Raw genomic sequence first — 24,327 nt, forward strand, 5'->3', positions numbered from 1 at the left:
ACTTCTGGAAATCATATTGTCTAATGGTTCAATCATTATGTAACATCACGTCGTCACCGGGGTTAGGAAAGGGATCAAGATGCCGCGCAGGATCGGGCTGAACTGGCTGTTGACTTTATTGGCGCTGCTTGCGGCGCTGCCGCTCGCTCCCGCCGTCGCGAAAGAGGCGAAGGTGCCGCCGGTCGAACATTATGTCTTCGGCAAGCTCGGCACCCCGACGCCGGGGCCGGTGTCGGGCGGCCTGCTGCTGATGGGTGGCGGCGACCGTAATATCGACGCGATGAAATGGTTCTTCGCCAAGGCCGGGAACGGCCATATCGTCGTGATCAGCGCCTCCTACGGCAAGGAGATGGGACAGGAATTCTTCCACGACGTCGGCGGCATCCAGTCGGCCGAAATCTTCGTATTCCACGACCGTTCGCAATCGACCGATCCGAAAATCCTCGACCGGCTGCGCAAGGCGGACGGCATCTTCATCGCGGGCGGCGACCAGGCGCGCTACGTCCGCTTCTGGCGCGGCACGCCGGTGAACGAAATCCTCGACGCACATGTCGCGGCAGGCAAGCCGCTTGCGGGCACTAGCGCCGGGCTCGCGATGCAGGGCGAAAAGCTTTACGGCGCGATGGACGGCGGCAGCATCACCAGCGCGGAGGCACTCGCTGACCCGTTCGGCCCCGCGAACACGATCGAGGGCGACTTCCTGCACCTCGCTTTGCTCAAGGGAATCGTCACCGACACCCATTTCAAGGAGCGCGACCGCCTCGGCCGCCTCTTCGCCTTCGTCGCCAAGGCCGAGGGCGATCGCCCGGCCGATGCGCCCGCGATGATCGGCCTCGGGGTCGACGAAAGCGCGGCGCTCGCGGTCGAGCCCGACGGGACCGGGCGCATTTATGCGACTGCGCCCGACGGCTATGCCTGGGTGGTCGATGGAGCGGGCCTGCGCGGCATAGCCGGGCGCGGCCCGCTCGACGCGCCGCGGATCAAGGTCACCGGCGTCGGGCCGGACTCGGTTGTCCATCTGCCGTCGGGGCAGGTCGATCGTCCCGTCTTCGTCCGCAACTATGCCGCGCGTGCAGGCGCGATTGCCGAAGTGCCGCGCTGGTCGCTCGCGATCCACGGTGGCGCCGGGGTGATCGAGCGCGGATCGTTGAGTCCGGAGAAGGAGAAAGCCTATCGCGCCGGTCTGGACGAAGCGCTCCGGGCGGGTAGCGCCGTGCTCGACAGGGGTGGCCCGGCGCTCGACGCGGTGGCCGCCGCGGTGCGGGTGCTCGAGGATAATCCGCTGTTCAACGCCGGACGCGGCGCGGTGTTCACCGCCGACGGCCGCAACGAACTCGACTCCGCGATCATGGACGGCAAGACGCAAAAGGCGGGCGCGGTGGCGGGCGTCCCCGCACGCGCCATCCCGTCGACCTCGCGCGCGCGGTGATGGACAAGAGCCCGCATGTGATGCTCGCGGGCGCGGGCGCCGACAAATTTTCGGTCGAACAGGGACTCGAACAGGTCGAACCGGGCTGGTTCCGTACCGAGGAGCGCTGGCAGCAACTGCTCGCGTGGCGCAAACGCCAGCAGGCCGCGGTCGATCCGACCCATTTGTTCGGCACCGTCGGCGCGGTCGCGCTCGACGCCGACGGCAATCTCGCGGCCGCGACCTCGACCGGCGGCATGACCGGCAAGCGCTGGGGCCGCATCGGCGATTCGCCGATCATCGGCGCCGGCACCTATGCCAAGAACGGGCAATGCGCGGTGTCGGCGACGGGATCGGGCGAATATTTCATCCGCGAAAGCGCGGCGCGGCAGGTCTGCGACCGCGTCGCATGGAAGGGCGAAAGCCTGAAGGACGCGGCGCAGGATACGATCGTGGCGGTCGGCGCGATCGGCGGCGACGGCGGGCTGATCGCGATGGGCCCCGACGGGCACCCCGCCTTTGCCATCAACGACCTCGGCATGTATCGTGGCCGGATGAGCGCCGGGGGGTCTCCTGAAACAGCGGTTTTCGCCGACGAGAAGCTGACCGATTGATGGCGAGCGGCGGCGTCAGTCTCGACGAGATCGACGAGCGGCTGCTCACCCTGCTGCGCGACGACGCCCGTCAGACGATCGCGCAGCTCGCCAAGGAACTCGGCATCTCGCGCGGGCAGATCTATTCGCGCCTCGCGCGGCTGGAGGAGGACAAGGTCGTCGCGGGCTACACCGTTCGCCTCGGACACGCCTTCGCCGCCAGCCGCGTCCGCGCGCACATGATGATCAAGACGCTGCCGCGCTATCACCGCGAGGTCGAACAGGCGCTCGCCGCGCTGCCGCAGGTGCAGGCGATCCACGCGATCAGCGGCGAATATGACATCATCGCGATGCTCGAGGCCGAGGACGGGGGCCAGCTCAACGAGCTGATCGACGACGTCGGGCTCCTCGACGGGGTCGAGCGGACCACGACCTCGGTCATATTGGCGACGAAGATCGAGCGATAATTTGAAATAATACGGATTCAGCCGGGCGCTCCGTAGCGCTCGACCCTAAAAGCGCATCGTCACCGCGATGCCGCCGCCCTTGGTATCGCCCCAGGGAAACACCTGAACGCGGTCGTTCGCGCGGCGGGTGATCAGAAAGCCCGACGCCTCGCCGATCGCGGCGCCGACGAGGGCATCGTGGACATGGTGCTTACGGGCCTCGACGCGGCTCAGGCCGACAAAGGCGGCGACGATCTGTGCCGGGACGCCGACCTTCCAGCCATATCGATTCTGGAGCGTCGCCGCGGCGGCGAACGACATGGAGGTGTGGCCCGACGGGAAACTCTTGGTATCGCTGCCGTCGGGACGCCGTTCGGGAAAGGCTTGCTTGAGGCCATAGGTGACGCCGGCGGCGACGCCGATGCTGCCGCCCGCCTGCAATACGCCGTCCCAGTCGCCCTGGACCGCGGGCACGCCGAAGGCCGCGACGACCAGTGCATCGCGCGCGACCGACCCCGCATCGTTCCACCCCTTTTCGCTGGCATGAGCGGGCACGGCGCCCGACAGGCCGGTCGCAACCGCCGCGACGATCCATATTTTACGCATGGCAGACTCCCCTCGTCGAAGAGGGCCGATGGGCCCGAAACGGCAAGCCCCATTTGCCGGGCGCCGGCATATCTCACTTAGGCGGCGAAGCAAAGCGGTGCATGCCCTCGCGCGGTGTCGATAGGCGCGGGAAAGCCATTATTCGTAACGATGAGGCCATGGCTTCTCTTGCGAAAGGGCAGGGGACGTGCCTAAGCAGACAGCGGTGGTCAGCAGGGGAGCCGGGATGCCATATTGCCACACGGGTGCGGAGCGTATGCGCGCATGACCCGGGCGACGATCAAGGATGTCTCGCGCGTCGCGGGCGTGTCGATCAAGACTGTCTCGCGCGTTCTCAACAAGGAACGCTATGTCAGCGACGACATGCGGCAAAAGGTCGAGGAAGCCGTCGCGCGGCTCAACTATCATCCCAGCCTCGCTGCGCGGACGCTGGCCGGCAAACGCTCGTTCCAGATCGGGCTGATCCACGACAACCCCAGCCCTTATTATATCTTCAACATGCAGGCCGGGGTCGGACAGCGCTGTCGCGAAGCCGACTTCCGCATGATCGTCCAGCCGTGCGACATCAACTCGCCGGGGCTGGTCGACGACATCGGCGCGCTGATCGATCAGGCGCAGCTCGACGGCATCATCATGACGCCGCCGGTGACCGACGTCGGCACCGCGCTGGCCGAGCTGTTCCGCCGCAAGATTCCCGTCGTTCGCGTCCAGCCGGGGACCGACCTCACCGCGACCTCGGCGGTCTATATCGACAATGTCCAGGCGGCCGACGACATGACCGCCTATCTGATTGCGCTCGGCCACCGCCGCATCGGACTGGTTACCGGCCATGCCAATTATTTCGCCAGCAGCCAGCGGCTGACCGGCTATCGGCAGGCGCTGCAGCGGGCGGGCATCGGCTTCGATGCGGCGCTCGTCTTTCCCGGCCAGTTCGATTTTCCGTCGGGCGCCGCGGCGGCCGAGGCGCTGCTCGCCCTCGACGAACCGCCGACCGCGATTTTCGCGAGCAGCGACGAAATGGCCGCGGGCGTTCTCGCCGCCGCGCATCGCCGGGGCGTGTCGGTGCCCGGGCAATTGTCGGTCGCGGGCTTCGACGACACCGACCTTGCGCAGGTCGTCTGGCCGGCGCTGACGACGATCCGCCAGCCGATCCGCGATCTCGGCTATGCCGCCGCCGATCTGCTGCTCGAATTCGGCGAGCGGATCGAGCGGCGGCAGTTGCCGCACGAATTGGTCGTGCGCGGGTCGACGGCGGCGCCGAAAGGCTGAAAGCGACCGTTTGCAAATATAAAGCTAACCAAACCCGTTCGCATCGAGCGAAGTCGAGATGCCCCTCAGGCTGTCGATGGGTGTCTCGACTTCGCTCGACACGAACGGAAACAGCGGACGGTTTACGCCCCACCCCATTCCCGCCGCTGTGAAAAAACGTCTGTCCTTTCGGATATGACAGCGTTATCTTATTGGTCAACGAAAGATTCGGGGAGAGACGATGGTGGCGCAAATCGCCGATAAACGCCGCTGGCTGCTGGTGGGACTCGTCTTCGTCGCCATCGTCCTCAACTATGTCGACCGCCAGATTCTCGCACTCCTGAAGCCGACCCTCCAGGCCGAATTCGACTGGAGCGACCGCGATTACAGCCACATGGCCTCGGCCTTTCAATTCGCTGCCGCGCTCGCCTTTCTCGGCACCGGCTGGTTCATCGACAAGGTCGGGCTGCGCCGTGGCTTCGCGATCGGGGTCGGCGTGTGGAGCCTCGCGGGCATGGCGCACGCCTTCGTGACCACGGTCGCGGGCTTCGTCACCTCGCGCGCGGTGCTCGGCGCCGCCGAATCGATCGGCACCCCGGCGGCGGTGAAGACCGCCGCGACCTATTTCAATGCGAAGGAGCGCTCGGTCGTCCTCGGCCTTGGCGGCATCGCGCCCAATGTAGGCGCGATCCTGACGCCGTTGCTGATCCCGCTGATGGCGCTGATGTGGGGGTGGCAGTCGACCTTTCTGATCGCGGGCGGGCTCGGGCTCGTCTGGGTGGTGGTCTGGCTGATGGTGCGCATTCCCGAACAGCCTGGCGCCGCCGACGCCGCCGCGACGAAGATCGCATGGGGCAGCCTGCTACGCGACCGCCGCCAATGGGCGGTGATCCTGGGGAAGGCGCTCACCGACCAAGTCTGGTGGTTCCTGCTCTTCTTCATGCCCGACCTCTTCCACCGCGTCTTCGGGCTGAGTCAGGGAACGCTCGGGCTTCCGGTCGCCTTCGTCTATTTCATGGCGGCGCTTGGCGGCATCACCGGCGGCTTCCTGCCGTCGTTGCTGATGACCCGCGGATGGAGCGTCAACACCGCGCGCAAGACATCGATGCTGATCTATGCCGTGCTGATCCTGCCGGTGCCTTTGCTCGTTCATGCCGACAGCGCGTGGGTCGCCGCCGCGATCCTCGGCCTCGGCCTCTTCGCGCATCAGGGGTTCTCGACCAATCTCTTCGGCCTCACCACCGATGTTTTTCCAGCAAAGATCGTCGGCTCGGCAATCGGCATCGGCGCCTTCGCGGGCAATTTGTCGGGCATGGCGATGATCGAGTTCGCGGGCTGGTCGCTCGACACCGGCCGTGGCTACATGCCGATGATGCTCATCTGCGCTTTCACCTATCTCGCTGCGCTCGCCGCGATCCACCTCATCCTGCCGCGCATCGTCGCGGTGGACGAGGAGGATGGCGAGGCGCCGGTGTTGGCGCGTTGAAGGTAATTCTCGTCATCCCCGCTTTCGCGGGAATGACGACGCAAAAGATTAGCTGCACCGCATAGAAAACCCGCTTCCCATCCGTTAAACCATGGAGTATATGACAGCGATGTCAGATCATCTACCCGCTCCCGCCCCCGTGTCGCTCGCCGGCCATGAGGTCGCTCCCATCGCCTGGGGCATGTGGCGCTTCGCTGGTGCCGACGTCGGCACCGCCCGCGCGCGCATCGACGCGGCGTTCGAGGCGGGGGTGACCCTCTTCGACACCGCCGACATCTACGGTTGCGACACCCCCGGCGGCTTCGGCTCGGCCGAGGCGCTGCTCGGCGAGGTCTTCGCCGAAGCGCCTGCCTTGCGCGACAAGATGCTGCTCGCGACCAAGGGCGGGATCATCCTCGGCGTCCCTTACGACAGCAGCGCGCCCTATCTCGCCTCGGCGATCGACATTTCGCTGAAGCGCCTGCGCACCGACCGTGTCGAACTGTGGCAGATCCACCGCCCCGACCTGCTCACCCATCCGCAGGAAGCGGCGCGCGCGCTCGAGGAAGCGCATCGCGCGGGCAAGATCGGCGCGATCGGCGTCTCGAATTTCACGCCGTCGCAGGCGGCGGCGCTCGCCAAATTCCTGCCCGTCCCGGTGGTCAGCCACCAGAGCGAGTTCTCGCCGCTCCACCTGAACCCGCTGTTCGACGGCATCTTCGACCAGTCGATGGCGGAGGGCATGACCTTCCTCGCCTGGTCGCCGCTCGGCGGCGGCCGGCTGGGCGATCCGGCCGACGAACGCGCGCGCGCCATCGCCGCGCTGCTCGACGCCAAGGCCGCCGAATATGACGTCTCGCGCGCCGCCGCGACCTATAGCTGGGTGATGGCGCATCCCGCGCGCCCGATCCCGATCGTCGGCACCCAAAATCCGGGCCGGATCAAGGAAATCCCGCAGGCCTTCGTGCCGCGCTGGACGCGCGCCGAATGGTACGCGGTGCTGCAAACTTCGATGGGGGAGAATCTGCCATGACCGATCGCACGTGCGAAGTGAGCTGGTTTTCGGCGCTTTGCGACGACGACTATGAATTTCTCGGCGTCCCCGACCCGATGCTCAAATCGAGTTGGGAGCATTGCCGCGACATCGTGATGCAGGCGGACAGTCTGGGATTCGACAATATCCTGCTCCCATCGGGCTATGCGCTCGGCATCGACACCACTGCCTTCGCCGCGGCGATCGCGACGATGGTCAAGCGCATCCGCCTGCTGATGGCGGTGCGCATCGGCGAGACATGGCCGCCGCAGCTTGCGCGCCAGATCGCGACGATCGACCGTATCCTGGGCGGCCGGTTGACGGTCAACATCATCTCGTCGGACATGCCGGGCGAGACGATGGAGTCCGAACCGCGCTATCGCCGCACGGTCGAGGCGATGCATATCCTGAAGACGCTGCTCAACGGCGAGGCGCTCGACCATGACGGCGAGTTCTGGAAGCTGAAGCTCGATCCGCCGCGCATCGGCATGGTGTCGGGCAAGGCGCCGCCGCTCTATTTCGGCGGGCTGTCCCCCGCCGCGCGCGACGCCGCCGCGAAGGGCTGCGACGTCTTCCTCATGTGGCCCGACCGCGAGGAGGTGGTGAAGGAGATCATCGCCGACATGACCGCGCGCGCCGCCGCTTATGGCCGCACGCTCAAATTCGGCTATCGCGCGCACATGATCGTCCGCGATACCGAGGCCGAAGCGCGCACCGCCGCTGACCGCCTGCTCTCGAAGCTCGACGCCGACAAGGGCGCGGCGATCAAGGCCAAGTCGCTCGATTCGCAAAGCTTCGGCGTCAACGCGCAGGTTGCGCTGCGCGAGGCCGCTTCCGACGACGGCTATGTCGAGGATAATCTGTGGACCGGCGTCGGCCGCGCCCGCTCGGGCTGCGGCGCCGCGATCGTCGGCGACCCCGACCAGGTGCTGGCGAAGCTGCGGCGCTATCAGGACATGGGCATCGAGGCGTTTATCCTGTCGGGATACCCCCACGCCGCCGAGGCGGACCTGTTTGCGCGCCATGTGCTGCCGAAGATGACGCACGGGCCGCTGGCGCTCTGACGCCTCCCGTCATTGCGAGCGAAGCGAAGCAATCTCCAGCTATCGGCCTCGCGCGGGTTCGATAGCTGGAGATTGCTTCGCTTCGCTCGCAATGACGACCAAGGGATGCCCCGCCTCCTCGATGAGACGTAGGAGAGAGGGAGACGGGGCGAGCGCGCTTAAGCAGAGCGCGGGTTGCGGGAGGATGAACGGGATCGTGCCGGTCGCGCTGGCTATCGCCCAGCCAGTAATGTAGCAACATATCCATGCAGGCTGGCCGAATTGTGACCTTCGCTTCATGCATGGCACTTCTGTCGTGCGGAGACGCGCCATCGTTACCCGCCGAAAGCCATTGGAGGCTGTCGGTCGAAGGAAGTCCAGCCTGTCTGGCGCAACTGACCCGTGCCATGGAACGGCAGGGAATAGCTGTTGCCCGGTTTCCTGAGTGGAACGACGGTAACGGCATAATGGTTTTCGGTCCCGTCGCGACGGATGCGATCGGCAATGTGACGACGGTCATTCACGCGTCGGGCTGCGCTACTCTGCGCGGAAAACAATCGAGTTGTTCAAGCGATCATTCCGACGTCGATGTTTGCTGACGGCTTTGAACGAAACGTTGGGCTACCCCGCCCACACCTGCGCATACAGCATCGCCATCTCCTCCGCATCCGGCACCCGCGGATTGTTCGCGGGCGATCCCGATGCCGCCGCCTGCCCGCACATCGTCGGGACCAGCGCCTCCCAGCGTGCCGCGTCGATGCCCCACGCCGCCGGCCCCGGCACTTTCAGCTCGCGGTTGAGCGCCGCCAGTTCGTCAAGCAGCCGCGCCACCGCCGACTGGTCGCCCTCGGCCTCGTCCGCCACCCCCATCGCCCGCGCGCAATCGGCATAGCGGTGGAGCGCCGCGGGCGCCGACCAGGCGGTGACCGCGGGCAGCAGCATCGCGTTCGACAGCCCGTGCGGGACATGGAAATGCGCGCCGATCGGCCGGCTCATCCCGTGAACCAGCGCGACCGAACTGTTCGAGAAAGCGATCCCCGCCTGCGTCGCGCCCAGCATCATCGCCTCGCGCGCCGCCGCATCCATCGGGTCGGCGCACACGCGGCGCAGGTTCGGCGCGATCGCGCGCATCGCGAGCAGCGCCATGCCGTCGCTGAACGGATTCGCGCGCTTCGACACATAGGCCTCGATCGCGTGGGTCAGCGAATCGATCCCGGTGTCGGCGGTCAGCCGCCGCGGCTTGGTGAAGGTCAGCTCATAATCGACCAGCGCCGCGACGGGCAGATAGGCGAGGCCGGGGCAGAGCATCTTCTCGTCGGTCGCCTCGTCGGTGATGATCGTGAAGCGCGTCGCCTCCGACCCCGTACCCGCCGTCGTCGGGATCGCGATCACCGGCAGTCCCGGCGCGTCCTGCACATGCGGCGCCTTGTAATCGGCCATCGCCCCGCCATGCTCGCCCAGCACCGCGATCGCCTTGGCGCTGTCGAGCGGGCTGCCGCCGCCGAAGCCGACGACGCAGTCGTGATCGCCCTCGCGCAGACAGGCGACGCCGGCGTCGACCGATGCCACCGTCGGGTCGGGCACCGTGTCGGCAAAGACGCGCGCGGCGATCCCCGCCGCCGCCAGCCCGCCGACCAGCGCCTCGACGCGCCCGCTGCCGAGCAGAAAGGCGTCGGTGACGATCAGCGGCCGCGCCAGCCCCAGCGTCGCCAGCACCGCGGGCAGCTCTTTCGATGCGCCCCCGCCGATGCGCAGGATGCGGGGCAAAGCGATGCTGGCGATACTCAACTGACCATCTCCTCACGGATCGAACTGCGCGCCATCCAGAACAGCGCCGAGGCGAGCGCGCCGAACATAATGAAGATCATCAGCGACCAGCGCACGCCCTCCGCCGACCCTAGCCCCATCGGCCCGCTTAGAAAATCGCTGACCGCGCCGACGCCGAGCGGGCCGAGCCCCAACCCGATCAGGTTGATGATGAACAGCAGCACCGCCGACGCGGTCGCGCGCGTCTGCGGCCGCACCAGCCCCTGCACCGCGGCATAGCCGGGCCCGTACCAGAGCGTGTTGAGGATCGGCGGAAAGGCGAAGAGGATCAGCGCGGTCACCGCTGAATCGACGAGCAGCGCGGCGACATAGAAAGGGATGCCGATCAGGGTCGAAACCGCCGGGATGCCGACATAGGCCCGCAGGTCGCGCGCGCCGTAGCGGTCGGCGAGCCAGCCGCCCAGCCATGTCCCGACCGCGCCGGTCAGCCCGAGCACGACGCCGAGCGCGACGCCGAGGAAGCCGGTCAGCCCCAGCCCGAAATCGCCCGCGATCGCGGTCAACTCCTCGGCATGATTGCGAAAGAAGAAGGGCGCGATAAAGGCCGCGGCGCCATAGCCGATGAACGCCTTGATCGCGGCGGCGAAGGCGATCAGCCAGAAGGTGCGCTTGCCGCGGATCTCCGCCATCGCGGTCTTGAAGTCGGGGCGCGCGGCCTTCAGCACGGCGAGGTCGACATGCATCTGCCGTCGCGGCTCGCGCAACGTCGTCCAGGCGACGACCGCCATCAGCAGCCCCGGCAGCCCGGCGACCAGAAAGGCGGTCCGCCAGCCATGAGCGTCGGCGATCAGCCCGCCGAGCGCGAGCCCGAGCAGCCCGCCGAGGGGCGTGCCCAGCGAATAGAAGGCGAGGGCGGAGGCGCGCTTTTCGCGCGGCGTATAATCGGTGATCAGCGAATGGGCGGGCGGGGTGCAGCCCGCCTCGCCGATCCCGACGCCGATGCGGCACAGCGTGAGCTGGACGAAATTCTGCGCATAGCCGCACGAGATGGTGAACAGGCTCCACAGCCCCGCCGCCGCCGCGATGATCCGCGGCCGGTGCCCCGTCTCGGCATAGCGCGCGATCGGAATGCCGAGCACGGTGTAGAAGAGCGCGAAGGCCAGCCCCGTCATCACCCCGAGCTGCCAGTCGGCGAGATGGAGGTCGTGCTTGATCGGCTCGGCGAGGATCGAGACGATCTGCCGGTCGAGGAAATTGAGGATATAGATGACGAGCAACACCGTCAGCGCATAGCGGCGATAGGCGGGCGATACCTGCGGAGGGGCGGGCGGGGCGGGGGCTTCGCTACTCATGACATCCTCTCGTAATCGTTTCTTATTTCGTCACCCCGAACCCTTCGACTGAGCTCAGGACAGGCTTGATCCGGGGTCCATTCTTCCTTTGCCGGCTTGAATGGATGCCGGATCAAGTCCGGCATGACGAGGGTGTTTTGCATTTGTCGGGCAGTTAGTTGACTCCCATCCCCATCGCGATATGACAACGCTGTCTGAAAGGGAAGTCATGCCGCAACTGCTCGTTCTTCAATCGGTCTGGGGCCTCGACCAATGTCTCGGCTTCGACATCGAAAACCGCCTCGACGATGCGCTCGAACGGGTCGTCGCGGCGGGGTTCGACGGCGTCGGGACCAACCTCGCGCGCATCGCGCGCACCGACGGCGTCGCGCGCGTCATGAACCCGCGCGGCCTTGCTTGGGAGGGGCAGGTGCTCGTCCACGACGCCGATCAGCTCACGCATTGGATCGGCGAGGCGCAGCGGCTCGGCGCGCATCATCTCAATGTCCAGATCGCGGGTCCGACGGCCGATTTCGGCGCCGCGCTGCGGCTCGTCGACAGCCTCGCCGCCGCGGCGAAGGATGCGCCGCTGCCCGTCTGGTTCGAAACCCACCGCGGCCGCCTCACCAACGATCTCCTCTTCACCCTGCGGCTGATCGAGGAACGCCCCGGCCTGCCGCTGACCGCCGACCTCTCGCACTATCCGGTCGCGGGCGAGATGGAATTGCCGCTGCGCGGCGACCAGCTCGCGGCGATCGAGACGATCCTGCAGGGGAGCCACAATTTCCACGGCCGCGTTTCGACGACGCATCAGGTGCAGGTCGCGCTGGACGCGCCGCAGCACAAGGGCTGGCTCGACCAGCATGTCGCCTGGTGGCGCCGCGGTTTCGAGCTGTGGCTCGAACAGGCGCGCGCGGGCGACGCGCTGACCTTCATGTGCGAGCTTGGCCCGCCGCCCTATGCGATCACCGCGCCCGACGGCCGCGAACTGACGAACCGCTGGGACGAGGCGCAGAGGATGCGCGACATCGTGCGCGGGCTGTGGCGCGAGGTGAGCGGGGCCTAGCCCTGTGCCCCTGCGAAGGCAGGGGTCCATCACCGAACGCACATATTCTGCACTGCGGATGCCTTGACAACGAGAGGGCCGGTGATGGGCCCCTGCCTTCGCAGGGGCACAAGGAAGGTGGTATCTCACACCATCACCGCCGCCCGCCACTGCGCAAACGCCGCATCGGCCTCGTCGCGCCCGACTTTCGGCAGGAACTCCGCGTCATATCGCGCCAGCCGCTGAAGGTCGCTTTCTCCGAACAGCCCCGCGCCCATCCCCGCCGCCAGCGCCGCGCCATAGGCGCTCGCCTCGCGCACCGCGTGGCGCCGCACCGGGCGCTGCAAGGCATCGGCCTGCAACTGCATCAACGTATCGCTCGCCGACAGCCCGCCCGCGACGGGCAGTGCCTCGGGCACCGGCAGCGCGTCGGCGATCACCTCGGCGATCTCGCGAAAGCGAAAGGCGATGCCCTGCAACGCCGCGCGCGCGACCTCGGCCGGTCCATCGGCAAAGCTCAGCCCCGCGATCAGCCCGCGCGCCTCGAACAGCCCATGCGGCGCGCCCATGCCCGCCAGCGACGGCCGCACCACGACATTCCCTGCCGTGCGCACTGAAGCCGCCGCCGCTTCCATCGCTGCCGGCGACGCGAACAGCCCCAGCCCGCCGCACAGCCATTCGACCAGCGATCCGGTCGTGTTGACCATCCCTTCGACGCAGAAGCGCCGCTTGCCGCCCGCAAAGGCCAGCGCCTCGGCGGGCATGGATCGGTGCACCTCCTGCGGCGTGTCGCCGGTTCCGGCCATCAGCACGCCCGAGGTGCCGTAAGTCGCTTTCCAGTCGCCGCGCTCCAGCGCGCCGTGCGCGACCATCGCCGCCTCCTGGTCGGCGATCAGCGCGGTGATCGGCACCCGCGCGCCGAGCACGGCGGGGTCGGTTTCGGCGATCGTGCCCCAGCTTTCGACCTGCGCCGGGAACAGGCTCGCGGGCAGGCGCTGGTGCGCCAGCAAGGCCGCGTCCCACCCGCTCCCGCGTGCAAAATCATAATAGCCCGTCAGCCACCCCGCCGAGGCATCGGTGACATGCGCGCCGCTCAGCTTATAGATCAGCCAGCTGTCGAGCGTTCCCCATTGCAAGTCCTTGGGATCGCGTCCCGACAGCGCGATCGCGGCGGGCAGCTTCGCCGACGGCACCTGCGGCCAGGCGGTGAAGCCCGCCGCGCGCAGCGCCTTATATTCGTCCATCCCGCGCAGGTCGCTCCACACCAGCATCGGCGCGACCGGCTCGCCGCTCGCGCGATCCCACAGGACCACGCTCGCGCGCTGCGTCGTCACGCCGATCGCCGCGACATCGGCGATGCGGCGCCCGGCGGCGGCCAGCGCGCCATCGATCACCGCGCGGCAGATGTCCCACACCGCGCCGACATCCTGTTCGACCAGTCCGGGGGCGGGAAAGCGGCTGGCGATCGGCCTCTTGTCGACGCCCAGGACCGTCCCCGCCGGATCGACCAGCATCGCGCGGGCGCCGGTGGTGCCCGCGTCGAGAGCGAGGAGGAGGGCGCCGTGGCTATTCACTTGGCCCCCACCCAATCGTCATTGCGAGCGCAGCGAAGCAATCTCCAGCCAGATCCCGCAATGCCGACCGCTGGAGATTGCTTCGCTACGCTCGCAATGACGAGGTGCTTATGCATCGGGTATCAAATTCCCCGGATTCATGATCCCCTCCGGATCGAGACAATGCTTGATCCGCCGCAACAGCGCCACGCCATTCCCGCCGAGGTCGTGGTGCAGATACGGTTTCCTCAGCCGCCCCGCGCCATGATGGTGCGCAACCCCGCCGCCATGCTTCGCGGTTGCTTCCATGATCGCGCGCCAGCCCGCGAAATAGGCGGGCTCCATCTTCGCGCTGTCCTCGAAGGTCGCGGCGAAGCTGAAATAGAGGTTGATCCCCGACCGATAGACATGGCTGCTGTGCGCCGACGCGTTGATCACGCCGGGGATCGCGTTCAGCGCCGCGATGCTGTCGTCATAGATCGCGCCGATCTCGCTCCAGCGCCCCGAAATCTCGACCGTGTCGGCGACATAGCCGCGCTCGAACATGTCGCGCCAGCTCGGCACATGGTTGCGCTTTTCGATCCATTGCTTCGCCGCCATCGGATCGCCTGCCTCAAGCCCCGCGCTCGCGCAAATCTCGTGCATCGCTGCCAGTTCGGCCTCGACGCGCGCCTGCGGCCCTTCGTGCACCATCAGCAGCATTGCCTTGCCGCCCTGTTCATGATCGCGGAACAGCCGCCGCACCTCGCGTCCGTCATATTGGCGCATCACCGGCGGGCGCCAGTCGGCGCGGACGATCCGCCGCTGCGCCTCGAACCCGGCGCGCATGTCGTCGGCATAGAAGATGCTGTAATCGCGGTGCGGCGCCTTCGCGCGCAGCGAGAAGGTCACGCCGGTGATGACGCCCATCGTTCCTTCGGCGCCCATCAGCAGGTGGCGGAGATCGGGCCCGGCGGCGGCGCGCACCGCCTTGCCCAGCGTCACCAGTTCGCCGTTCGGCAGCACCGCCTCGATCGAATGGATGATGTCCTCGATATTGCCGTATGCGGTCGAAAATTGCCCCGACGCGCGCGTCGACACCCAGCCGCCGACGCTGCTGATCGCGATCGACTGCGGCCAATGCCCGATCGTCAGGCCGTGGGCCGCGACCGCCTCTTCGGCCTCCATGCCGTTGAGTCCGGCGTCGAAGCTCGCGAGCAGATCGCCGCTGTCGATATACCGCACCCGGTTCATCGCGCTCATGTCGAGCAGGATCGCATCCGGCGTCGGCTCGATCCCGCCGCACACCCCGCTGCCGAGACCATAGGGGATCAGCGGCACGCGGCGCTCGGCGGCAAGGCGCACGACCTTCTGCACATCCTCGACCGACTGCGGCCGCACGACGCAGCCCGGCGCGGGCACGGCTTCGCCGCGCCAGTCGCGCAGATGCTTGACCGCCCACTGGTCGTACCGCCGCGCTTGTCGCGCATCGGCGTCGCTCGCGACGCGGTCGGCGCCGATGGCGCTCGCTAGGGCTTCGGCAATCGAACTCATCTCACTCTCCCAAAAGCCTGCGGCTCTCATCGTTGATCCGCCGGCAATGCGCGATCTCGGCCGCCCTGGCGGCATCATCCCATCCGAGCAGCGCGCCCATCGCGTCGGCGGCGGGGGCCAGCGCGGCAAGACCCGCGCCCCGGTCGAACCAGGCGCGCGCGCTGCGGCGCACCCAATAATCCTCGAGCCGCGCCGCGCCTTCGTGCGTCACCGCGCGCGCCGCTTCGGCGGCGACGTCGCCGCCCGCGATCAGTATCTCGCTCGCCTCATCGCCATAAAGCCCGGCCAGCCGTTCGGCGGCGAGTGGATCGAGGCGGCTCAAAGCGTCGCCGACGCTCCGCGATCCGCCGGGCAACGGGGCGTCGGCGGTCGAGCAGGGCAGCGCGGTCCTGCCCAGCCGGTTCACGACCAGATCGACCACCCGCTCGGCCATCGCGCGATAGGCGCTGAGCTTGCCCCCCGCGATCGAGACGAGCCCGCCCGGCGAGGTCCATATCTCGTCCTTGCGCGACACCTCGTTCGCTTTCTTCCCCGGCTGCGCGATCAGCGGCCGCACCCCCGACCATAGCGAAACGATCTCGGCATCCCCGATCGGGTCGATGTCCAGCGCCGCTTCGGTGGCGCGGAGCAGATAGTCGATATCCGCGCGCGTCGGCGCGGGCCAGTAATCGGCGCCGTCGTGGAAGACGTCGGTCGTGCCGATATAGGTGAAGGTCCCGCGCGGCACCGCGAAGATGCTGCGCTTGTCGGGCGCGCGGATGATGATCGTCGCGTTGATCGGCAACCGTTCGCGCGGCAGCACCAGATGAATGCCGCGGCTCAGCGACAGCCGCGCATCGCCTTCGCCCGCTTCGAGCCCGCGCACTGCGTCGACCCAGGCGCCCGCGGCGTTCACGACCAGCCTCGCCCTGATCCGCGCGCCGAGATTATCGCCCAGCGACGATATTGCGACCAGCCCATCGTCGGTCAGGTCCGACGCCGCCGCATGGTTGGCCACCACCGCGCCCGCGCCCTGCGCGCTGCGGATATTGGCGAGCACGAGCCGCGCATCGTCGGTCAGGAATTCGGGGTATAATACCGCGCCGTTTAGCCGGTCGGTGCGCATCAGCGGCTCGCGCCGCTGCAATTCGGCGAGGTTGATCACCTCATGCTTCTCGGCCTCGGGCACGCTGCCCAGTTTCTCGAAAGTCCACAACCCCGTGCGCAGCTTCGCGGTCATCGCCATGTTCGTCGTCGGGATCAGGAAAGGCGACAATCTCGTCAAATGCGGCGCGATCCGCCGCAGCACCTGCCGTTCCGACGCCGCTTCCTTGACCAGCGCGATATCGCCCTGGCTGAGGTAGCGCAGCCCGCCGTGGATCATCTTCGAGCTTCGGCTGCTCGTCCCGCTCGCATAGTCGCGCGCTTCGACCAGCGCGACCGACAGCCCGCGCATCGCCGCATCGCGCGCGATCCCCGCGCCGGTGATCCCGCCGCCGATCACCGCAAGGTCGAACGTCCGCGATTCCAGCTCGGCAAAGATTTGCGCACGCCGCCGCGCGTCGAGTTGGGTGCTGCTCATGGCGTCACGCTATGCGAATGACCGGGGCATTGGTATTGCATAATAGGAATGATATGGTGCGCGCCATGAACCTCCGCCGCCTGCGCCATTTCGACACGCTCTACCGCCTCGGCAGCTATGCGCGCGCCGCCGACGAACTCGGCCTGACGCAATCGGCGCTGACCCGGTCGATCCAGAAGCTCGAGGGGGAATTGGGCGCCACGCTGTTCGACCGCACCACCCATTATGTCCGCCCGACGAGCGATGCCGACCGCCTGATCCGCTCGGCGCGCGACGTCATCGCCGCTTCGGCGAACCTCGAACAGGAAGCGCGCGGGCTCGGTCAGCCGAGCAGCGGCACCGTCGCGGTCGGCGCCGGTCCCTATCCGCTGCAACCCCTGCTCACCGACGCGATCGCGCGCTTCGCCGCGGGGCATCCGGGGGTGCGCGTCACCGTCACCGGCGGGCCGTCGGAGCAATTGCTCGAAACCCTCGTCGACCGCCGCCTCGATCTCGTCGTCTGCAATCGCGCGAAATTCGCCACGTCCGCCCACGCCGACGAAGTGCTGTGCATCCCGCTGCCGCCCGAGCCGCTGGTGCTCGTCTGCGCGCCCGATCACCCGCTCGCGCGGGGGGAGGGCGACAGCGCCGCTTTCCCCTGGGCGCTCCCGCGCCCCGCGCCGGGCAGCAATTTTCCGCGCGTGATCCGCACGCGCTTCGCCGCCGGACAATTTCCCGATTATGAGCTTGATTCCACCGCCGCCTGCCTCGACGTGGCACGGAGCGGCCGCGCGATCACCGTGGTGCCGCGGCGTCTTGCGCTGCGCAGCGGTCTGGCGATGATCGCGCTCCCGCCGTCCGAAGTCACCCGCGACGCCATCCACCTTCTGCGTAACCGCAGCCGCAGCGCGCTCGTCGCCGCCTTCGTCGCGGTGCTGAAGGATGTTGCTCAGGCCGACGGGATCGCGTCGAACAGCGCCGCGTCCGGCGACCCGGCGCGATAAAAGACCGGCGGCTCCCCGAACGGCGCCACCACGGTCACATCGCCGCCGCCCGCATAGACTTTCTTCGACCAGACATGCACCCACTCGGCCCCCGCGGGCAGATAGGTCGTCCACTCGTGCTTTCCCGCCGCGATCACCGGCGCGACGAGCAGGTCGGGGCCGAGCAGATACGACGTCTGGATCGCATAGGTTTCGGGATCGTCCTCGAAATGCAGGAACAGCGGCCGCTGCACCGGCAGCCCGGTCTCCGATGCTTCCTTCGACAAGCGCCGGACATAGGGCGCCACATGCGCATAGATCCGCGTCATCTTCGCGAAATGCGCGAGCAGTTCGGGGCTGTCGTCATATTGGACATTCTGCCGCGGCCGGTTGCCCTCGTGCGTGCGGATCATTGCGGTGAAGGCTGACATCTCGGCCCAGCGCATCGCCAGCTCGGCATCGCGCACCGTGTCGAACAGGCTGGTATAGCCGCCGCAATCGCTGTGATGATGCGCGTTGCCCAGCATCCCTGCCGACAGCGCGGCGCAGATCACCGTGCCGATTCCGTCGTGGCGGCTGAAATCGACCGCCTGGTCGCCCGCCCACAGCATCGGACAACGCCCCTGCGCCCCGGCGGCGCCCGAGCGCATGAACACCATCATTTCGCCCGTCTGCCCGCGTCCCGCGATGCCTCTGGCATTCACTTCGCCCCACAACGCGGGCCAGCGGTTGTGCGCGGTCATCCCGCTCTCGCCGTTCGCCAGCCGGACATCGACCGGCAGATATTCGCCGAAGTCGGCCATCCAGCCCGACAGGCCGAAATCGATCATCTTCTCGCCGATGATCGTGTCGGCGAACCAGTCCGCCGCCGCCGGATTGGTGAAGTCGACATGCGCGCAGTCGAACTCGCCGAAATCGATCACATAAGGCTCGTCGCGGTCGGGCCGCATCACCAGCAGGCCCCGCGCTGCCGCCTCGGCATAGAGCGGTCCATCGACGGCGAGATAGGGATTCACATAGCCGAGGAAGCGGATGCCGCGCTCGCGCAGTTCCGCGATCCGCGCCGGCAGCTCGGGATAGCGGTCCGCATTCCATTGCCAGTCCCAGAACAGCCGGTTGCCGAAGCTGGTGATGCGCAGGCCGACCCAATCCTCGCACCACAGCCCCGACACCGCGACCCCGGCGTCTTCAAAGGCTTTCAGGCGCGCAAAACTCTTGTCGCCGTCCTTGAGCCCGATCACCGCGCCCTTCAGCAGCCATTCGGGCAGCGGCGGCTGGCGCCCGAACCGCGCCGACAGCGCCGACACGAGCTCGATGAAATGCGGTCGCGCCCACAGCTCGATCCTGGCCGGAATTTCCCACACCTCGACTTCGTGATAATCGGCATTGCGAAAATCGAACGCCGCATAGGCGAAGGTGTCGACGTGCAGCGCATAGCGCCGCGAACTCACATAGGTCGGCTGCGGATAATTGGTATGGGCATAGCTGCCGCCGCCGCCCTTGCGATGCGCCTCGACCTTCTCGAACAGCGGCGAGGACGGGTCGCGGCCATTGCCGGGCTCGCTCGACCACAGCGGAAAATACCGCCCGCGAAGGTCGAAATAGGAGAATTGCTCGCCGCCGCCCCACACATGCTCGCCCGCCTCCGCGGGAACGCGCAGCCACAGCCGGTTGAGCGCCGGGTCGAGCGCCTTCAGCGCGATCGCCGCGTCGTTGCCGTCGTCCGACACCGTAGCTTCGAGCAGCCACGGCGCGTTTTCGCTTTCGGCAAAGCGCACGATATCGCCCTGAACCTCGGCATGGGCCAGCGCCCGCCGTTCGATCACGTCCTGCGCGACATCGAAATGGCCGAGCGCCCCGTGGACATGTGGCTCTCCGCGCCCGACGAAAAAACAGGGGGCGTCCTCGCGGTGCGACAGGATCGTCCGCCCGCCGAGGCGGATCGCAAAGCCGGTGTCGAGCGCCTCGAGCGCCATGGGCGGGAATCCTTTCGTATTGAGCGGGACCGTCATTGCGAGGAGCGCAGCGACGAAACAATCTCCTGCTATCGGCGTAGCGCGAGGCCGATAGCAGGAGATTGCTTCGCTCCGCTCGCAATGACAAACGGCTTTCCTATCCTCCCCATCGCTTCGCGACGGGGAGGATATCCGGTCAGAAGTTCACGCGTCCGGTGACGCCGACATAGCGTTCGGCATCGCGCGGGGTGATCTGGCGCATGAACGAAGTGCCGTTCGGGATGCGCTGGATGACGAACTGCTTGCCGGTGATGTTCTTGACCAGGAACGACAGCGCATATTTGTCGTCGGCGGTGCGTAGCGTGATCCCCGCATCCCAGATCGCATAGGGGCTCTGAAAGGCGTTGGGGTTCTGGTTGATGTCGAAATTGGTCTTGCTCTGATAGGTGAGCGAGCTGTTCAGATCGACATTGAAGCCGTCGAGGTTCAGCGGCAGGCGCCAGTCCATCGTCACCGTGCCCTTGTATTTGGGGGCAAAGGGCAACGGCTTGCCGTTGATCGCATCGGCACAGGTCACCGCCGCGCCGACCGGGCAGATGAAGGTGTTGATGTGCGCGTCGGTGTAGTTGAAGCCGCCCGAAAGCTGGAAATCGTCGGTGATCGCCGCGTTGAAATCCATCTCGATGCCGCGCGTCGACACCGAACCGGCGTTGGTCAGGCGGGTGACGACCTGCCCCGCGACGATGTCGAGGAAGTTCGCCTGATAATTGTCGTACTTGGCATAGAAGGCCGCGAGGTTCAGCGTCAGCTTGCGGTCGAACAGCCGCATCTTGAGCCCCGCCTCATAGGCATTCGACTTTTCGGGGTCGATCCGGCCGGTGTCGCGCGCCTGCATGTTGAAGAAGACGTTGAGCGCCGGTCCCTTGTAGCCGCGGGTGTACATGCCATAGGCCATGATGTCGTCGGTCACGTCATATTGCAGCCCGGCATTGCCCGACCAGCCATGATCCTTGATCGACCCGTCGGCGCTGAAGGCCGGCGCCACCCCGGCAAAGGCGGTCGTCTGGGTCGATCGCCGCGCGAAGTCATAGCTGACCTTGTCCTCGGTATAGCGCAGGCCCAGGATGCCGCGGAACGCGTCGGTGAAGTTGAGCGTGCCCTGGCCGAACGCCGAATAGCTGGTCAGCGTCGTGGTGAAATCGGCGTTGCCCTCGTTCGTTGTATAGGTCGACGACCCGGCCGCGCACGGCGTCAGTCCGCCGACGGTCGGCAGCGTCGAGGCGGTGCAGGCGGTGACCGTGCGGTTGAAGAAGTCGACCTCCTTCGTATGGTAATAATAAAGCCCCGCAACATATTCGAAGAATTGCGGGTTCGACGAGGCGATGCGCAATTCCTGCGTGAACTGGTCGAACTTCAGGTCGCCGCGGTCGTGCGAGCGCACGTCGCCCGACGCGGTGCCGGTGTTGACGTAGGACGGCGCGTCCGACCGGAAATCTCCGTCGCGGACCTGGAAATTATACCAGTGGCGATAGGCGGTGATCGAGGTCAGCGTCACGCCGCCGAAATCATAGTCGATCTGCCCCGACACGCCGCTGTTCTTGTCCTTGGTATAGGGGTCGAGGTCGTTGTCGATGTCCTTGTTCTTGCCGTCGAGTGTCAGCGGCGCGAGGCTCGGCTTGAACACCGCATCGTTGAACGCGGAGGAAAAGACGGTGCCGATGCTGTCGGCATAGCCATTGTCGCTGTTCTTCGAATAATCGGCGATCAGCGTGATCTTCAGCGCGTCGGTCGGCTCGGCGATCAGCTTGCCGCGCACGCCCCAATGCTCATATCCGTTGATCTTGTGGCCGTTGAACACGTTGCGGCCGTTGCCGTCATATTGCGACCAGAAGCCGGTGAGCGACGCCTTGACGCCGTCGCCGAGGGCGCCGCCGACGCTGCCGCGGATGCGATATTCATTGCCCTCGTACCAGGCGGCGTCGACATAGCCGCCCAGCGCGTCGTCGGGTTCGCGCGTCACGATGTTGATCACGCCCGCGCTGGCGTTCTTGCCGAACAGGCTGCCCTGCGGCCCGCGCAGCACCTCGATGCGCTCGACATCGAGGAAGTCCGACGTCTGCTGCCCGGTGCGCGCATAGACGACGCCGTCGATCACCGTCGACACCGACGGTTCGACCCCCGACGAGAAACTGATCGTGCCGACGCCGCGGATCGACAGCGCCGAATCCTTGTTGGTGTTGCCCTTGCGAAAGGTCAGCGTCGGGACGCGCTGGAAAAGCTGTTCGGCCGAATTGACGTTCGCGCGCTCCAGCATGTCGCCCGACACGACCGAGATGGCGACGGGCACGTCCTGCAGATTCTGCGCGCGCTTCTGCGCGGTGACGATGATGTCATTGTTGGCGAAGGGCGCGTCGGCTGCTGCCGCGGCTTCCTGTGCGGCGGCGGGCGCGGTCAAGGCCGCGGCACCCAGCACGGACGACAGGAACAACGATTTTTTGAACGGCGAAAACTTCATTTCATCCTCCCCAAGAAGCGGCAGCGGATCTGCGTCCGCTCGTGCATCGAGTAGGAGGCTCGGCAGGCCTCCTAATATCTACTCATTCAATTGACAATATGGTCAATCTGCCAGCGTAGGGATGACCGCTAAAATCATTGCAGTCCAATCGAGAAATATCGGTAGATTATGTCCAAATGCTATGGCTTGATTGGGCAACAGCTAAGGATCGGAAACCGACCCCATCCACCATCGTCATCCCGGACTTGATCCGGGATCCATTCATCCGACGATGAGAGAGTGGATCCCGGATCAAGTCCGGGATTACGAGAGTCTGAAAATCGCGCGGCATCGCTTGTCTTCTCTTATCTTCGTCATCCCCGCGAAAGCGGGGACCCAGAGCGTGCGTCGGCTAACCCCACACTGGGTTCCCGCTTTCGGGAATGACTAAGATGGGAATGCCCGCTCACTATTCCAAACCCGCCATCCCAACTAACCTGTCGCCACGACCTTCCGCACATGCGCCAGGCACGCCGCGGTCTCGCGCGCGACGTCGGCGTTCAGCCAGGCGACGATCTCGGGCGTCGGGCCGATGTCGGGTTCGAGCAGGCCGAAGTCGAGTTCGACCGGCGGAGTGAAGGGGCGGATCGCGACGCCCAGCCGGTGGAACAGCGGCGCGCTGAACGGTTCGGCGATCGACACGCCCAGCCCAGCCTCGACGAAGGCATAAAGGGTGTGCGACTGCTGCGTCTCGAGCCGGCGCGAGATCGCGACGCCCGAGGTTTCGAGCACGACGTCGATCCCGTTCCACAGCGCGTCGGCCTCGTGCATCGGGCCGATGAATTCCTCGCCCGCCAGATCCTCGACCGTCAGCCGCTCGCGTGCCGCCAGCGCATGGTTCGCGGGAAGCACGCCGACATATTCGGCGCGCGCGAGGGGGGTCGACCGGATGCCCTCGCGGCCCGGCACGTCGATCCCGATGCCCAGATCGGCCTGCCCCAGGAACACCCGCTCCTCGATGGAACGCTGGCCGAGCGATTCGACCGTGATCTTGATCTCGGGATAGAGGATGCGGAAGCGCGCGATCACCGCGGGCAGGATTGCCGTCGCGATCGCCGCCAGCGCCGCGATCCGCACCGTGCCGACCGGATGCGCGCGGATGCGCCGCGCCGCCTGGTCGAGCAGGTCGAGTCCGGCATAGCTTCGCCGCACCGCTTCATAGAGGGCCTGCGCCTGCGCGGTCGGGTGGACGCGCGCGCCGCGCCGGTCGAACAGGCGAAAGCCGACCGCGCGCTCCATGTCGGCGATCAGCCGGCTCACCGACGGCTGGCTGATGTTGAGCATCGTTGCGGCGGCGGTGATGCCCCCGCTCATCATCACGGCGCGAAACGCCTCGACCTGTCTCATCCGCATAAGCCATAGTATAGACGTATGACCGATGGATGCAATTCGATTGGATACGATGGATGATATCGCGCTACGTGACAGCTTAGACAACATCGGGAGAGTGAAGATGGATTTCTCCGCCCAGCGCGAACAATTCGCCACCGAAGGCTATGCAGTCTTCGAACGCGTCCTCGAAGGCCCGCTCCTCGACCTGCTGCGCGAGGAATGCGGCCGCGTCATCGAACGCGAAGATGCCCGCCTCGACGCGCTTGGGGTCGAGGTCGACGGCATCAGCCACAAGGGCAAGCGCTATTTCGCCGGCGAATGCCAGCGCCGGCAGCCCGACCTGCGCCGGATGCTGTTCAGTGAGACGATGGCCGACGTCTGCCGCGCGACGCTCGGCGACGACGCCTATTTCTTTTACGACCAATATGTCGTGAAGGGCGCCAGCGAAGGGATGCCGTTCAGCTGGCATCAGGATTCGGGCTATGTCGTCGGCAACGGCGGCCCCGCCGATCACAAGCCCTATCTCACCTGCTGGTGCACGCTCGACGACACGACGGTCGCGAACGGGACGGTGCGCATCCTGCCTTTCTCTGAGGCGCCCGGAACGCGCGAGGGCATCGTCCCGCACAGCCGCCAACCCGGCAGCAACGACCTCGTCGGCTATACCGGCGACAGCGATGGGGTGACGCTCGAGGTTCCCGCGGGCAGCGTCGTCGCTTTCTCCAGTCTCGCGCTCCACGCGACGGGATCGAACTCGACCCCGAATATGCGCCGCGTCTATCTGGCGCAATATTCGCCCGAGCCGATTCTGAATCCCGGCACCAACCACCTGCGCCGCAACGCCATCGCTTTCCTGCGCGGCGGCAACCAGGTCACGTTCAATTGACAAGGT

Annotated in this window: 19 protein-coding genes; 10 read left to right on the forward strand and 9 right to left on the reverse strand. The window is 66.7% G+C overall.

Annotation, left to right across the window (positions count from 1 at the left end):
* Window positions 1-79 precede the first annotated feature (79 nt).
* The 3 genes from VHO04_RS06095 to VHO04_RS06105 are packed head-to-tail and all read left to right on the forward strand — an operon-like array spanning window position 80 to window position 2,468.
* Window positions 80-1,429, forward strand: coding sequence for an isoaspartyl peptidase/L-asparaginase (locus VHO04_RS06095; RefSeq protein ID WP_329627477.1), 1,350 nt, complete (start codon window positions 80-82; stop codon window positions 1,427-1,429).
* Complete coding sequence (locus tag VHO04_RS06100) at window positions 1,429-2,022, forward strand: isoaspartyl peptidase/L-asparaginase family protein (protein WP_329627546.1); 594 nt, start codon at window positions 1,429-1,431, stop codon at window positions 2,020-2,022. The genes VHO04_RS06095 and VHO04_RS06100 overlap by 1 nt, the downstream gene beginning before the upstream one ends.
* Window positions 2,022-2,468, forward strand: coding sequence for an Lrp/AsnC family transcriptional regulator (locus VHO04_RS06105; RefSeq protein WP_257548175.1), 447 nt, complete (start codon window positions 2,022-2,024; stop codon window positions 2,466-2,468). Before VHO04_RS06100 ends, VHO04_RS06105 begins: the two co-directional genes overlap by 1 nt.
* A 45-nt stretch (window positions 2,469-2,513) precedes the next feature.
* Here VHO04_RS06105 and VHO04_RS06110 read toward each other — a convergent pair whose 3' ends face one another.
* Window positions 2,514-3,053 carry a phosphatase PAP2 family protein gene (locus VHO04_RS06110; RefSeq protein ID WP_329627478.1) on the reverse strand — a complete coding sequence of 180 codons (540 nt, stop codon included), beginning with the start codon at window positions 3,051-3,053 and terminating at the stop codon, window positions 2,514-2,516.
* Between the two features lie 264 nt (window positions 3,054-3,317).
* Here VHO04_RS06110 and VHO04_RS06115 point away from each other — a divergent pair, with 264 nt between their 5' ends.
* The 4 genes from VHO04_RS06115 to VHO04_RS06130 all read left to right on the forward strand — a co-directional run bounded on the left by VHO04_RS06115 (window position 3,318) and on the right by VHO04_RS06130 (window position 7,863).
* Entirely contained in the window at window positions 3,318-4,322 is a 1,005-nt protein-coding gene (locus VHO04_RS06115; protein ID WP_329627479.1) for a LacI family DNA-binding transcriptional regulator, read from the forward strand.
* Window positions 4,323-4,542: 220 nt separating this feature from the next.
* Complete coding sequence (locus tag VHO04_RS06120) at window positions 4,543-5,787, forward strand: MFS transporter (RefSeq protein WP_329627480.1); 1,245 nt, start codon at window positions 4,543-4,545, stop codon at window positions 5,785-5,787.
* 100 nt (window positions 5,788-5,887) lie between these two features.
* Entirely contained in the window at window positions 5,888-6,799 is a 912-nt protein-coding gene (locus tag VHO04_RS06125; protein WP_329627481.1) for an aldo/keto reductase, read from the forward strand.
* Window positions 6,796-7,863 carry an LLM class flavin-dependent oxidoreductase gene (locus VHO04_RS06130; protein ID WP_329627482.1) on the forward strand — a complete coding sequence of 356 codons (1,068 nt, stop codon included), beginning with the start codon at window positions 6,796-6,798 and terminating at the stop codon, window positions 7,861-7,863. The genes VHO04_RS06125 and VHO04_RS06130 overlap by 4 nt, the downstream gene beginning before the upstream one ends.
* 600 nt (window positions 7,864-8,463) lie before the next feature.
* Here the strand turns inward: VHO04_RS06130 and VHO04_RS06135 are convergent.
* Entirely contained in the window at window positions 8,464-9,630 is a 1,167-nt protein-coding gene (locus VHO04_RS06135) for an iron-containing alcohol dehydrogenase (RefSeq protein ID WP_329627483.1), read from the reverse strand.
* The gene (locus VHO04_RS06140) at window positions 9,627-10,961 is read right to left on the reverse strand and encodes an MFS transporter (RefSeq protein ID WP_329627484.1); all 1,335 of its coding nucleotides are present in this window, start codon (window positions 10,959-10,961) and stop codon (window positions 9,627-9,629) included. The genes VHO04_RS06135 and VHO04_RS06140 overlap by 4 nt, the downstream gene beginning before the upstream one ends.
* 208 nt (window positions 10,962-11,169) lie before the next feature.
* Here VHO04_RS06140 and VHO04_RS06145 point away from each other — a divergent pair, with 208 nt between their 5' ends.
* On the forward strand, window positions 11,170-12,006 hold the full coding sequence (locus tag VHO04_RS06145) for a hypothetical protein (RefSeq protein WP_329627485.1): 837 nt from the start codon (window positions 11,170-11,172) through the stop codon (window positions 12,004-12,006).
* Between the two features lie 125 nt (window positions 12,007-12,131).
* Here the strand turns inward: VHO04_RS06145 and VHO04_RS06150 are convergent, their stop codons facing one another.
* The 3 genes from VHO04_RS06150 to VHO04_RS06160 all read right to left on the reverse strand — a co-directional run bounded on the left by VHO04_RS06150 (window position 12,132) and on the right by VHO04_RS06160 (window position 16,632).
* Window positions 12,132-13,559 (reverse strand): FGGY family carbohydrate kinase, encoded by a 1,428-nt coding sequence (locus VHO04_RS06150; protein WP_329627486.1) that lies wholly within the window; start codon window positions 13,557-13,559, stop codon window positions 12,132-12,134.
* A gap of 108 nt (window positions 13,560-13,667) precedes the next feature.
* Window positions 13,668-15,071, reverse strand: a complete 1,404-nt coding sequence (locus tag VHO04_RS06155) for an FAD-binding oxidoreductase (RefSeq protein ID WP_329627487.1) — start codon at window positions 15,069-15,071, stop codon at window positions 13,668-13,670.
* A 1-nt stretch (window position 15,072) separates the two neighbouring features.
* The gene (locus VHO04_RS06160; RefSeq protein ID WP_329627488.1) at window positions 15,073-16,632 is read right to left on the reverse strand and encodes a glycerol-3-phosphate dehydrogenase/oxidase; all 1,560 of its coding nucleotides are present in this window, start codon (window positions 16,630-16,632) and stop codon (window positions 15,073-15,075) included.
* 65 nt (window positions 16,633-16,697) lie between these two features.
* Between VHO04_RS06160 and VHO04_RS06165 the strand changes: the two genes are divergently transcribed.
* Window positions 16,698-17,615 carry a LysR family transcriptional regulator gene (locus tag VHO04_RS06165; RefSeq protein ID WP_329627489.1) on the forward strand — a complete coding sequence of 306 codons (918 nt, stop codon included), beginning with the start codon at window positions 16,698-16,700 and terminating at the stop codon, window positions 17,613-17,615.
* Here the strand turns inward: VHO04_RS06165 and VHO04_RS06170 are convergent.
* From VHO04_RS06170 to VHO04_RS06180, 3 genes are all read right to left on the reverse strand, one after another.
* Complete coding sequence (locus VHO04_RS06170; RefSeq protein WP_329627490.1) at window positions 17,561-19,570, reverse strand: alpha-glucosidase; 2,010 nt, start codon at window positions 19,568-19,570, stop codon at window positions 17,561-17,563. The genes VHO04_RS06165 and VHO04_RS06170 overlap by 55 nt on opposite strands.
* Before the next feature lie 175 nt (window positions 19,571-19,745).
* Window positions 19,746-22,064, reverse strand: coding sequence for a TonB-dependent receptor (locus VHO04_RS06175; protein ID WP_329627491.1), 2,319 nt, complete (start codon window positions 22,062-22,064; stop codon window positions 19,746-19,748).
* Window positions 22,065-22,535: 471 nt separating this feature from the next.
* Window positions 22,536-23,456 (reverse strand): LysR substrate-binding domain-containing protein, encoded by a 921-nt coding sequence (locus tag VHO04_RS06180; RefSeq protein WP_329627492.1) that lies wholly within the window; start codon window positions 23,454-23,456, stop codon window positions 22,536-22,538.
* A gap of 100 nt (window positions 23,457-23,556) precedes the next feature.
* Here VHO04_RS06180 and VHO04_RS06185 point away from each other — a divergent pair, with 100 nt between their 5' ends.
* Window positions 23,557-24,321, forward strand: coding sequence for a phytanoyl-CoA dioxygenase family protein (locus VHO04_RS06185; protein ID WP_329627493.1), 765 nt, complete (start codon window positions 23,557-23,559; stop codon window positions 24,319-24,321).
* Window positions 24,322-24,327: the final 6 nt, after the last annotated feature.

Origin of the sequence: Sphingopyxis sp. (genome assembly GCF_036261875.1) — a bacterium.
GTDB lineage: Bacteria > Pseudomonadota > Alphaproteobacteria > Sphingomonadales > Sphingomonadaceae > Sphingopyxis.